The organism is Micromonospora sp. BRA006-A (genome assembly GCF_033433935.1).
GTDB classification, from domain to species: domain Bacteria; phylum Actinomycetota; class Actinomycetes; order Mycobacteriales; family Micromonosporaceae; genus Micromonospora; species Micromonospora aurantiaca.
In genome coordinates, this window is record NZ_JANCLW010000001.1 from 4,904,390 (window position 1) to 4,916,368 (window position 11,979).

Consider the following 11,979-nt stretch of genomic DNA (forward strand, 5'->3'; position numbering starts at 1 on the left):
CGCCGCACAAGGGAGTGCCCATGTCCACGACCAGCCGGTTCACCGAGCGGGACGTCTCCGAGTTCTTCGACCAGACCACGCAGACGTACCTCAGCTTCTGGGACAGCGAGGGCGTGCTGCACACCGGCTACTTCACCGGGGAGGACGACTCCGACTATCACGCGGCGGCCGACCGGACCTCCGACATCCTCGCCGCCGACGCCGGGATCGACGCCTCGGCGAACGTGCTCGACGTGGGCTGCGGCTGCGGCAACTTCCTGCTGCGCCTGGCAGAGCGCACCGGATGCCGGGGTGAGGGGCTGGACCTGAGCATCGAGCGGGTGCGCTTCGCCGAGCAGCGGCGCGCCGAGCGGGGCGCCTCGCTCCCGGTGTCGTTCCGGCACGGCTCGGCCACCGCCCTGCCGTACGACGACGGCACGTTCACGCACGTGGTCAGTCAGGACGCGCTGTTCCTGGTGCCGGACAAGCCGCGCAGCCACGCCGAGATGTTCCGGGTGCTCGCCCCCGGCGGGGTGCTCGCGGTGTCCGACTTCCTCCAGCCCACCGAGCGGATCGGCGAGGCGGCCCGCCGGCACGTCTACGACCGGGTGCGCTGGAACGACGGCTACTCGCTCGACGGCTACCGCCGGGCGCTGACCGAGGCCGGGTTCGTGGACGTGGTCGCGCGCAGTCTCGACGCGCACATCAGGCAGACGTACCGGGTGCTGGGCCGCACCGCCCGGGAGCGCGCGGAGACGACGGCGGACGAGGCGGCGCGGACCTGGATCCTCGGCTTCGCCGACTCGTGCGACGAGATCCAGGCGGCGATCGACAGGGGCGAGTTCGGCTGGGGCATGTTCGTCGCCCGCAAGCCGGCCTGAGGGAGGGACAGCAGATGTCACAGCGCACCGACACCGTGAAGCGGACGATCGCCGAGGTGGTCGCCGAGCGGAAGACGCAGATGTCGCCCGGCGCGACGTTCGTCGAGGCGTTCGCCAAGGACGGCTTCGACACCAGCGTCGACTACGACGTGACGATCACCGACTCGCTGACCAGTTCCCGGCGCAAGCCCCGCTACCCGTCGCGGAACATGCTCAAGGTGGTGGACCTGTCCCGGGATCCGCAGGACTACTACTGGCACGAGAGCCCGCCCCGCCCGGACGATCCGGCGGTGGACGGCGCGGAACTGCGCCGGGAGGCGGCCAACCACTTCCACCGCTCCCCCATCCCGCCGCTGCTCACCACCACCGCGTGGGTGCAGGTGCCGGACACGCTGTGGGAGGATCCGGTCAGCTTCGCGCAGTTCATCGACTACCGGCTGGTGGTGCGGCTGGCGACGGCCGAGAACCACACCATCCTGCGCGGCGAGGGCGGGCTGCTGACCATGCCGGACCTGGGCCGGCTCACCGACCCGGGGCCGTTCGCGTCCACCGTCCTGGCCGCGTGCAACGAGGTCGAGCAGATGGGCAGCACCGCCGACGGGCTGATCATCAACCCGGCCGACTACTACCGGCTGCTGGGCAGCGGCTCGCTGATGCGGGACGTGGAGGACAACGGCGTGTTCATCGTGCGTACCCGGCTGGTCGACCCGGGCACCGCGATCGTCGGCGACTTCGGCCACGGCGCGCTGCTGTTCGACGCCGGCCGGTCCACCATCGGGTTCGCGGAGCCGCCGCCGGGCACGTTCGCCGAACCCGGGGTGGCGCTGCGCGCCGAGATCTGGGAGCGGGTCGTGGTGAACCTGCCCACCTGCTTCTTCGTCGTGACGCTCTGACCGGCGGCGACTGATGACGACGCCGGGCCGTACCGACCCCGACGTGCTGGTCGTCGGCGCGGGCGTGGTGGGCCTGTGCTGCGCCTGGTTCCTGCGCCGCGCCGGGCTCAGCGTGACGGTGGTGGACCGGGGTGAGGTCGGTGACCCGGCGGCCTGCTCGGCCGGGAACACCGGTTTCGTCGGCACCCAGGGCTCGGCGCCGCTGGCCGAGCCGGGGGTGCCGGCGACCGGGATCCGCTGGCTGTTCAGCCCGCAGAGCCCGTTCGCGGTGCGGCCCCGGCTGGACGGCGCGCTGCTGGCCTGGCTGTGGCACTTCCGCCGGCACTGCACCGAACGGCACGCCCGCGCCGGCTTCGAGACGCTGCTCGCGCTCAAGCAGCGCAGCCTCGCGCTGCTGCGCGAGATCTGCGCCGAGGACGAGCTGGCCGGGACGCTCACCGAACGTGGCATGATCCTCGCCTGCCACACCGAGCAGGGGTACGCGAAGGCGCGCCGGACGATCCCGGCGGCGACCGCGCGTGGCGTGCCGCTGCGCGAGCTGGACCGGGCCGAGCTGGCCCGGCTGGAACCCGGCGTCGACTTCGCGGTGGCCGGGACGCTGCTCAACGAGGAGGGCGCCGCGCTGCGCATCCCGGCGTTCCTGGTGGCGTTCGCGGCGGCGCTGCGGGCGCGGGGCGTGGACGTCGTCACCGGGGCGGAGGTACGCGGCTTCGAGGTGACCGGGCGGCGGGTACGCGCGGTGCGCACCAGCAGGGGCGAGCTGCGCCCGGCCGAGGTGGTGATCGCCGCCGGGGTGTGGTCGGCGGTGTGTGCCCGGATGCTCGGCGTCGCGCTGACGCTGCAACCGGCGAAGGGCTACACCGTCACGCTGCCCGCCGGGCCGGGCACGCCCACCCGCCCGGTGCTGCTCAGCGAGGGCAAGGTCGCGGTGATGCCGCTGGGTGACCGGGTACGCGTCGGCGGCACGCTGGAACTGTCCGGCCTGGACACGTCGATCTCGCCGCGCCGCGTCGACGGGATCCTGCACACCGCGCGGCGGTACCTGCCGGCGCTGGACACCGGCCGGCGCCTGGACGTGTGGAGCGGGCTGCGGCCGTGTACCCCGGACAGCCTGCCGCTGATCGGGCGGGCCGGCGGCTACGACAACGTCAGCGTGGCCACCGGGCACGGGCACATCGGGATGGGACTGGCACCGGCCGGTGGGCAACTGCTCGCCCAGCTCGTCTCCGGCGCCGAGCCGGACCTGCCGCTGGAGACGTTCGCGGTGGACCGCTTCCAGAGGGGGATCTCGTGAGCGACCGGCCGGAGATCGGCGTGCTCTGCCTCGACACCAGCTTCGACAAGATCCCCGGGCACATCCGCAACCCGGACACGTTCGACTTCCCGGTGCGCTACCGGGTGGTGGAGGGCGCCACACCGCAGCGGCTGGTCCGCGAGGCCGACCCGACGCTGCTGCGACCGTTCGTCGACGCGGCCCGTGACCTGGAGGCGGCCGGGGTCGCCGGGATCACCGGGGCGTGCGGGTTCCTCGTGCTGTTCCAGGCCGAACTCGCCGCCGCGGTGCGCGTGCCGCTGTGGTCGTCGAGCCTGGTGCAACTGCCGATGGTGCACCGGATGGTCGGGCGTCCGGTCGGGCTGCTGGTCGCCGACGAGGCCGCGCTGACCCCGCGTCATCTGGCCGCGATCGGCGCCGCCGACGTGCCGGTGGCGGTCACCGGGATGGCCGGGCAGCCGGAGTTCCGCGAGGTGATGCTGGAGGGGCGGCGCGACGCCCTGGACGTCGAGCGGCTGGCGGCCGAGGTGGACGAACGGGTCGACGCGCTGGCCGGCGCGCACCCGGATCTGGGGGCGCTGGTCGTCGAGTGCACGGACCTGGTGCCGTTCGCCCATCGGATCCAGGCGCGGCTGGGTGTGCCGGTCTTCGACATCGTCACGCTGACCACGATGGCGTACGCGAGCCTCACCCGGCGGCCGTACCACCGGAAACGGCGCGGACCGCAATGAGGAGCTGCCGGAGAACTGCGCCGGAAACCGCCGGTTTCGTACCGTCCGGGCGCAACGACAACGGACGCGCCGCTGACGTGCGGGACTTCCGCCGATTGGTCAATAATTGCGGCCGGAAGAAGTGGGCAAATGCCTGGAAAAACTGTTCCGTGGGTACGCTCCCGGGCTCCCGAAACGACGCAGGGTGAGCCGGTGGTGGCAGTTTCGGTGAACGGTCGCCGCGGTCAGCCGCACCAGTCGTAACCGGGTGCCCGGCGGGTGCGGTGCGCCCGCAACGGGACGCCGGAGGTGACGGCGAGCACCGCCCGCCGCGCGGTCGCCTCGATCCGCCGGCTGTCCGCCCCGGTGAGGCCGATCTGGTTGAGCAGACACCGCAGCGGGGTGGTCAGCTCGTCCGGGCCGCCGGCCACCGGGACGATCCCCGACCGGCGCAGCACCCCGGTCCACCGCGCCACCCAGCCGCGCCCCTCGGCGAGCAGCCCGGCCACGCCGCGCAGCCGCGCCGGCACCCCGGGTGGTGGCGACCGCAACCACTCCACGCAGTGTGGACAGGCGTCCGGCCCGGTCGGCTCGGCGGCTGCCGAGCCGGGGTACGCGGCGGCGATCCCGGCGCACAGGAACGTGGCGAGGGCGAGATCGCAGCCCGTCCGGATCCGCGCCGGGCGGGTGGCGGTCGCCGCGATGATCTCCAGGGCGAGCGCGCTGGACTGCTCCCGAAGGTCGGTGTGGCGTACCGGCAGCGCGCCGGGCTCGGGGCACACGGTCACCGGCCGGCCGGCGCTGCGGCCCGCGAGCACGAGACCGGCCAGCCGGGCCCGGACCACGCCGGGGTCGGTGCAGCGGCCATGCACGTGGACGTCGGCGGAACCGCGCCGGTCGTAATACCAGCCGGTAACCTCACCGCTTCGGTGCATACCCGAAAAGAGCGGACCGATACCCCTCGTCAGAAAGGAGTCGGCATGGGTCGAACGGCCCGGTAACGGACAGTGCAACAGCACCCAGTCACCGGTTTCCTGACCTCGTTTGCGCATGGGCGAACCCTTTCCGCGAAACACCGCGACCAGTGTCGATCGCCGGCCCGTCGTCGACAGTGGGGGAAACCCCACATTGCATCGGGGCGTTAGGGTCGTGGCGTCAACAACCGTCGATTACGCCGGTATCCGGCGCAACGGCGCGCCCGCCCGGCGCCGTGCCGTGCCGTGCAGCGGCACATCATGGACGGCGACGCCCGGCCGGAGCGGGCCGGGGCCGGGCACCCGCCCGGCGCACGTCCCGAAAGGATGCAGGTGTCCGATGGCGAGCCTCGACGACGACCCGGAGGGTGCCGAACCGGCGTCGTTCGTGGGCCGGGCACCCCTGCTGGCGGCGGCCCGCCGGGCCGTCACCGCGGCGGCCGACGGCACGTCCACCGTCCTTGAGCTCCCCGGCTCGCCGGGGATCGGGAAGACGGCGCTGCTCGAACGCTGCGGGCGCCTCGCCCGCGCCGCCGGACTCACAGTGCTGTCCGCGGTCGGGCGCTCCCCCGCGACGTACGCGATGCTCGCCCCGCTCTGGCGCTCCCACGACGGCACGCGCGGCACCGGCCGGCGTGACCCGAGGTCACGGCTGCTCGCGGCGCTCGCCGCCGGGCACAGCCGGCAGGGCGGCCCGATGCTGCTGGTCGACGACGCGCACCTGGCCGACGCGTCCTCACTGGAGCTGATCGGCGAGCTGGTCCGCAATCCGCCGGCCGGGCTGGTCCTCGTGCTGGCGTACCGGCTGGCCCGGATGTCCGCCCCGCTCGCCGCGGCCATGGCGGTGACCAGCGGCCGGCACGAACGCCTGGAGGTGCCGCCGCTGTCGGTGGTCGAGGTCGGGCGGATGCTGGCCCAGCCGTGTCACCGCGCGGAGCGCATCCACGCGCTGGGCGGGGGCAACCCGCTGTACAGCCAGGCGTACCGGCACCTCGACGACGACTGCCTGGACCCGAGCCGGCACCAGCCGGTCGACCTGGCCGAGGCGCTGCCGCCCGAGGTGGTTCGGGTGCTCGCACCGGAACTGGCGCTGCCGCCGCCGGAACGGGCCGTGGCCGAGGCCGCCGCGGTGCTCGGAGTGACATTCGACCCGACGCTGATCGCCGCCATGTGCGAGCTGGACCCGCAGGACTGCCAGGACCTGACCGACCGGCTCGTCGCCCGCGAGGTGCTGCGCGCCGACCTGCACGAGGAGCCGGCGCTGCGGTTCCGGCACCCGGTGCTGTGCGCCGCGGTCTACCAGCAGGTGCCGCCGGGACGCCGCCGTACGCTGCACGCCACCGCCGCCCGGGTGCTGCGCGAGCTGGGCCATCCCGCGCCCGCCTACGCCGACCACCTGGCCCGATCGGCCCGCCCGGGCGACACGGACGCCGCCCGTACGCTGCTCTCCGCCGCCGGTCATCCGTTCGTGCCGGCGGCGGACACCGTGCGCTGGCTGTCGGTGGCCGCACGCCTGGCCCCGTCGGCGTCGGCGCGCTCCGGGCTGCCCCCGGCCGAAGGGCTGCACCTGGCCGACGCGCTGGTGCGCGCCGGCCGGGTTGCCGACGGGCGGGGCGTGCTCCAGGACGTCGCGGCCCGGTCGGACGGGGACGTGCGGGCGGAGGCGGTCCTGGCCCAGGCTCGGGTGGAACGGCTGCGCGGGCAGAGCCGCCTCGGATACACGCTGCTGCGTGACCTGATGCCGGAGCCGCACACCGCGCCGCTGCCCGGACGGCTGACCGCCGCCGTCGCCGCGGAGCTGGCGATCTGCGGGGCGCTGGCCGGTGAGCGGGAGGCGGCCCGCTACGCCGCGCTGGCCCGGCGCACCGGCGGGGCGGCCGGCCGCCCGGTGGAGGCGGCGTGGTTCGGGGTGGTCTCGGCGTTCGCCGCCTGCTACGTGCCGAGCACGGTGGACGTGACGGCGGCAGTGGCCGACGCCACGGCGGCCGCCGATGCCTCGACCGACGCCGAGCTGAGCACCCACCTGGACGTGCTGGCGCTGCTCGGCTGGGTGGAGTTGCTCCAGGGCCGCGAGACGCGCGCGATCCGGCATTTCGACCGGGCGCTGCGCATCGCCACCACCGCCCGCAACGACGTGCTGGTGCCGTACCTGCGCAGCGGGCGGTCCTGCGCCGCCCGCCAGCTCGGCCTGCTGGACCAGGCGCGCGCGGACGCCGTCGAGGCCGAGCGGTACGCCGACCGGCTCGAGCTGGACACCATGCACCGGTTCGCGCGCATCATGCGTACCGCCGTCGTGTACTGGCAGGACGGGCCGGCCGCGGCGCTGCGCCTGGCCGAGCCGGTCGTGCGCAGTTCGGCAGACGACTGGTTCGGCTCGGTCGTCCAGCGCATCCACGCGCAGATGCGCGACGAGTGCGCCGATCGCGCCAACACGCTGACGTTGCTGATCCGGGCCTGCGGCGGGACGACGCTGCGCGCGGTGGACGTGTGCCACCGGCCCTACTGGGCCGCGACGCTGTCCGGCGCGGCCCGCCGGCGGGGCGACACCGAGGAGGCCCGGCGCTGGGTGCAGCAGGCCGAACGGCACGCCGGCGCGTGTGACCTGCCGGGCCAGCAGGCGCACGTGGCGCTGGCCCGGGCGCGGATCGCGATGGCCACCGACCTGCCCGCCGCGGCGGCCGGCGCGGCCGGCGCCGCCGAGGCGTTCGCCCAACTCGGCTGGCCGCTGGAGGAGGCCGCCGCGCGTCTGGTGCACGCCAAGGCGCTGGACGGGCTGCACGACTGGCAGGCCGCCGAGGCGAGCCTGGCCCAGGTGCGCCGCATCGCCGAGGCTTGCGGCGCCCGGATCCTGCACCGGGCCTCGATCAGCGCGCAGAGCCGGTTGCTGGGCCGGGCCGGTCGCGCCGGGCGGCGGACCTCCGGGCCACCCGTCGACATGCCGACGCTGACCCGCCGGGAACGGGAGATCGTCCAGCTCATCGCGACCGGCATGAGCAACAGCGAGGCGGCGGAGCGGCTCTACGTCACGGTCAAGACCGTCGAGGCACACCTGACCCGCATCTTCCGTAAGGTCGGGGTGTCGTCACGCTCCGCGCTCATCGCCTCGATGATGGATCCCGGCACCGACGAGTATTGAGTCTCTGTGCTGGGCTCCGGCGATTCCGCGTTCGCCGCTTGGTGTATTGCGTCTTCTGTTCCGCTACGATGTGTCAACCGTGCTTCGACGCAAGCCGCGCACCTTACCTCCGACGCCCGGGCCGCGCCACCGCGGGACCAGAAACTCTGGACCGCAGGTGCCCGAAGAAGGCATGACATGAACGAATACATCGTCACCATCGTCCCCGTCGTCGACGAGAGCTTCGCCAGTCCGGCGGTGCAGACGCGGGTCCGCCTCGAACTCGAGGGCGGCCGTCCGACGGTCAAGGAGGTCGTGATCCAGCCGGTCGAGGGCGCCGAGATGCGCGGCGGCGAGCTTCCGTACGTCAATCTCGAACTGCTGCTGTCCGCGTTCATCCCGGGTGCCGCCGGGGACCGGCCGGGCGTGTCGGTGACCGGTGGCGCGCTCCCCCGGGTCAGCACCGGTACGGCCGAGCCGGCGCGTGCCGAACCGGCGAGCCCGACGGCCGGCCGGTCCCGCAAGGGCGGGCTGAGCCGCAAGCCGTCCGCGACCGCCCGGATCCAGGCCGGGCGGGCGTACCGGCGGGCGCCGCAGGACGACGAGCTGGAGGCCGTCTACCGGCAGACCGGCACGATCGCCGGGGTGGCCGGGCACTTCGGAGTCCCCGCGCACACCGCGCAGGGCTGGATCACCCGGTTGCGCCGCAAGCACTCCGCGGCCACCGACAGCTGAACCCCGGGCGTCAGGCCGCGGCGAGGACCATCGCGGCCAGCTCGGCCCGCAGATCCGACGCCGTACCGGCGAAGTCCTGGTGCCACAGCGCCCGGCGGTACCAGCGATGGGCCGGGTGCGCCCAGGTGAACCCGGCCGCGCCGAGCGTCTGGATCGCGGCCTCGGTGGCGGTGAGCGCCGCCGCCCGCGCGGCCAGTGCCGCCGCGACGACCTCCGGCTCCGCGCCGGGCTCCCGCTCCGCGACGCACCAGGCGGCGCGGTAGGCGAGCGACCGCGCCGTCTCGATCCGGGCGTACGCCTGGGCGAGCGGGTGCGACACCGCCTGGTTGGCGCCGATCGGGCGGCCGAACTGCACCCGGTCGCGGGCGTGGGCGACGGCGATCTCGTGGGCCCGGCGGGCGATTCCCACCGCCTCGCAGGCGAACAGCGCCAGCGCCAGCCGCCGGGTGTCGGCCAGTACCCGGCGGGCGTCCAGCCACAGATCCTCCGCCGGCGCGCCGGCGAGGTCCACCCGGCACTCGGCGCGGGTGGCGTCCCACGGTGCCGGCAGCGGGACGCGACGGGTCGCCGCGAGGTCGGCGAGGTACAGGCCGGGGCCGTCGGGCCCTCGGGCGACCACCACCGCCGAGGTGGCGGCCAGGCCGTCGACGACGCGTTCCTTGCGGCCGTGCAGCCGGACCGCGTCCCGGTCCGGTACCGCCCTGCATCCGGGCAGGTGCGCATCGTCGAGGCGGGCCCGGCCGGCGGGTGCCTCCGCCCACGCCAGCGCCACCGGGCCGGCCGGCGGCTGACCGGCGGCCCGCAGCGCCGGGCCGGCCAGCGCGACGGTGGTCAGCCAGGGCTCGCGGTGCAGCCCGTAGCCGCACTCCTCGGCGAGCACGCCCCACTCGACCGCGCCGAGGTCGGCGTCGAGCCAGCCGAGCGTGCCGAGCGTCTTCCAGGCGGCCTCGCGCCGGGCCGGGTCGGTCTCGGGGACACCGGCGGCGTCGGAGGGCTGCTGCTCGGCCAGGTACCGGCGGGCGGTCTCGGCGAGGGCGAGTTGTTCCGGGGTGAACGCGAAGCGCACGGTCCCTCCACGGGTTCAGCGTGATCGGGGCAGGCCGAGCACCCGTTCGGCGAGGACGTCGCGCAGCACCTCGCTGGTGCCGCCCTCGATGGTGTTGCCCCGGCTGCGCAGCAGGCGGTCCCGCCACAGCGCCGTGGCGCGTTCGTCGGCCGCGGCGACCTCAGCGCCCAGGTGCGCCAGCCGCTGGTTGGCCTGCGACCAGAGCAGCTTCACCACCGAGGTACGGGGACCGGGTTCGCCGCCCTCGGCCAGCTCGGCCAGCAGCCGCAGGTTGGTCCAGCGCAGCGCGGCCAGGTCCGTCCAGACGGTGGCGAGGCGGTCGCGTACGCCCGGGTCGTCGGCCAGCGGGGAGGACCGCAGCAGCGCGACGAACTGGCGCAGGTGCTCCTCCAGCCGGGCGGTGAGGGTGAAGCCGAACGTGCCGCGCTCGTGGGCCAGGGTCGTCATCGCCACCCGGAACCCGTCACCGGGCTCGCCGAGCACCGCGTCGGCCGGCACCCGCGCGCCGTCGAACGAGATCTCCGCGAAGTCCGCGCGCCCGGTGATCTGCCGCAGCGGCCGTACCGTCACGCCCGGCGTCCGCAGGTCCACCAGCAGGCAGGTGAGTCCGCGGTGGCGTTGTCCCCCGGTACGCGCCAGCAGCAGGCAGTGGTCGGCGACGGCGGCGTACGAGGACCACAGCTTCTGCCCGTCGAGGACGTAGGCGTCGGCGTCGAGTCGCGCGGTGGTGGCCACGGCGGCCAGGTCGCTGCCCGCCTCGGCCTCGGAGAAGCCCTGGCAGAACAGCAGGTCCCCGCGCATGATGCCGGGCAGGTAGTAGGCCCGCTGCGCGGGCGTGCCCCAGGCCACGACGGTCGGCCCGACCATCCCCAGCCCGATCACGCCGGCCTGTTCGGTGGCGCCCCGGCGGGCCGACTCCTCCAGGAAGATCGCCTGGTGTCCGAGCGGCAGCCCCCGGCCGCCGTACTCGACCGGCCAGCCCAGTCCGGCGTAACCGGCGTCGTGCAGCCGGCGCGCGTAGGTGGTCAGGAACTCCCTGTCGAACCAGCGGGCCCGGGCGGCGGCCGGGTCGTCCACGGCCGGGACCGCCTCCGCGAGCCAGGCACGGGCCCGGGCCCGGAAGGCGGCCTCGTCGGGCGAGTCACGCAGGTCCATGGCCGGACGCTAGCCGACCCGCCCAGCAAAGGCGAGATACACGAAGCGACAAGGCATGACAGGCGGCACCGGCTCTCCTAGGATCACTGGCGGATCCGGGCCGCCGAACGCCCCGGTCGAGAGGAGCATCGGGTGACCGACACCGAGACCGCCGGCCAGCGCCCCGGCGCCGGAACGCTGAGCTTCGCCCGCGACATCCGGCCGCTGTTCCGCGAGATGGACGTGGCCGAGATGACGTTCCTGCTGGACCTGACCAGCCTGGACGACGTCCGGGACTACGCCGAGTCCATCCTGGAGCGCGTCGCGGACGGCTCCATGCCCTGCGACGCGCCGTGGGAGGCGGAGAAGGTGGAGCTGTTCCGCACCTGGATCGCGCAGGGCATGGCCGCCTGACCGGGCCGGAGCCGGGCCGGGCCGGCTCCGGACCGCCCTACACGAACGTGAGCAGGGACGGATCGGGCAGCATCGGCAGGATCGGGTCCGCGACCGCGGGCAGCACCCCGGCCAGGACCGGCGCGGCCGCCGAGCACCACCGCCCCACCACGTCGTCGAGCCGGTCGAACTGCGACTCCAGCACGGACAGCCCGGGCACCGGCACGCTGGCGTCCAGCGCCAGCAGCAGCGGCCGCAGGTGGCTGTCGACGGCGTGCTGGTCGGCCGCGCGCCCCGCGGTCATCACCGGCACCGCCACCGTCGCGCCCAGCGCCCGCCGGGGAAGCGGGTCCACGAACAGCTTGAGCAGCCCGGTGTAGGAACCCTTGAACGTGGGCGTGGCCACCAGCAGCAGCCGAGCCGACGTCACCTGCCGGTACGCCTCGGCCAGCGCCGCCGGCGGCGGCTGCGCCCAGTCGGCGGTGGCCAGCAGCGGGGTCAGCCCCGACAGGTCCACCACGGACGGCTCGGCCAGGCGTACGCCGCGCGCGGCCAGGCACTCCACCAGCGTGTCCGCCGCCCGGCGCGCCACGTTCGCGGTACGCGACCCGGCACGCGGGTTGCCCAGCAGGACCGTCACCGGGTGCGGCCCGTTCGACTCGATCACCACACGGCTCCCCTCGCGCCACCGGCCCGGACGGGGCGACGGCGGTCCTCCGCGCCGGTGCACCCGGCGGGTTCACGTCGCTATCCTCGCCGATGACGCATCAGTGTCGATACGAGATACGGAGTGCGAGTGCCGATCGCGCGCATCCTCCAGGCCGTC

General features: G+C 74.7%; 11 protein-coding genes. 7 read left to right on the plus strand and 4 right to left on the minus strand.

From position 1 onward, the window contains the following. Positions 1-20: 20 nt before the first annotated feature. From NMK34_RS22170 to NMK34_RS22185, 4 genes are read left to right on the plus strand one after another with little or no spacing between them, the layout of a single operon-like run. A complete protein-coding gene (locus NMK34_RS22170; protein ID WP_318335032.1) occupies positions 21-860 on the plus strand; it encodes a methyltransferase domain-containing protein in 840 nt (279 codons plus the stop codon). 14 nt (positions 861-874) lie between these two features. Next, positions 875-1,753, plus strand: a complete 879-nt coding sequence (locus NMK34_RS22175; RefSeq protein WP_318335033.1) for a family 3 encapsulin nanocompartment shell protein — start codon at positions 875-877, stop codon at positions 1,751-1,753. 13 nt (positions 1,754-1,766) lie between these two features. Next, the gene (locus tag NMK34_RS22180; RefSeq protein WP_318335034.1) at positions 1,767-3,047 is read left to right on the plus strand and encodes an NAD(P)/FAD-dependent oxidoreductase; all 1,281 of its coding nucleotides are present in this window, start codon (positions 1,767-1,769) and stop codon (positions 3,045-3,047) included. After that, positions 3,044-3,757 carry an aspartate/glutamate racemase family protein gene (locus NMK34_RS22185; protein WP_135239741.1) on the plus strand — a complete coding sequence of 238 codons (714 nt, stop codon included), beginning with the start codon at positions 3,044-3,046 and terminating at the stop codon, positions 3,755-3,757. The genes NMK34_RS22180 and NMK34_RS22185 overlap by 4 nt, the downstream gene beginning before the upstream one ends. A 224-nt stretch (positions 3,758-3,981) precedes the next feature. Here the strand turns inward: NMK34_RS22185 and NMK34_RS22190 are convergent, their stop codons facing one another. Further along, complete coding sequence (locus NMK34_RS22190; protein WP_318335035.1) at positions 3,982-4,581, minus strand: hypothetical protein; 600 nt, start codon at positions 4,579-4,581, stop codon at positions 3,982-3,984. Between the two features lie 469 nt (positions 4,582-5,050). Here NMK34_RS22190 and NMK34_RS22195 point away from each other — a divergent pair, with 469 nt between their 5' ends. Next, on the plus strand, positions 5,051-7,846 hold the full coding sequence (locus NMK34_RS22195) for a helix-turn-helix transcriptional regulator (RefSeq protein ID WP_318335036.1): 2,796 nt from the start codon (positions 5,051-5,053) through the stop codon (positions 7,844-7,846). Between the two features lie 177 nt (positions 7,847-8,023). Next, positions 8,024-8,560, plus strand: a complete 537-nt coding sequence (locus tag NMK34_RS22200; RefSeq protein ID WP_318335037.1) for a hypothetical protein — start codon at positions 8,024-8,026, stop codon at positions 8,558-8,560. A gap of 10 nt (positions 8,561-8,570) precedes the next feature. Here NMK34_RS22200 and NMK34_RS22205 read toward each other — a convergent pair whose 3' ends face one another. Together NMK34_RS22205 and NMK34_RS22210 are read right to left on the minus strand one after the other, a co-directional pair. Beyond that, positions 8,571-9,626: an acyl-CoA dehydrogenase family protein gene (locus NMK34_RS22205; protein WP_318335038.1), complete on the minus strand. Its 1,056-nt coding sequence runs from the start codon at positions 9,624-9,626 to the stop codon at positions 8,571-8,573. Positions 9,627-9,641: 15 nt separating this feature from the next. Then, the gene (locus tag NMK34_RS22210) at positions 9,642-10,781 is read right to left on the minus strand and encodes an acyl-CoA dehydrogenase family protein (RefSeq protein WP_318335039.1); all 1,140 of its coding nucleotides are present in this window, start codon (positions 10,779-10,781) and stop codon (positions 9,642-9,644) included. A 132-nt stretch (positions 10,782-10,913) separates the two neighbouring features. Here NMK34_RS22210 and NMK34_RS22215 point away from each other — a divergent pair, with 132 nt between their 5' ends. Continuing rightward, positions 10,914-11,174 carry a hypothetical protein gene (locus tag NMK34_RS22215; RefSeq protein ID WP_318335040.1) on the plus strand — a complete coding sequence of 87 codons (261 nt, stop codon included), beginning with the start codon at positions 10,914-10,916 and terminating at the stop codon, positions 11,172-11,174. Between the two features lie 37 nt (positions 11,175-11,211). Here the strand turns inward: NMK34_RS22215 and NMK34_RS22220 are convergent, their stop codons facing one another. Beyond that, on the minus strand, positions 11,212-11,820 hold the full coding sequence (locus tag NMK34_RS22220; protein WP_318335041.1) for an NAD(P)H-dependent oxidoreductase: 609 nt from the start codon (positions 11,818-11,820) through the stop codon (positions 11,212-11,214). Between the last annotated feature and the right edge of the window lie 159 nt (positions 11,821-11,979).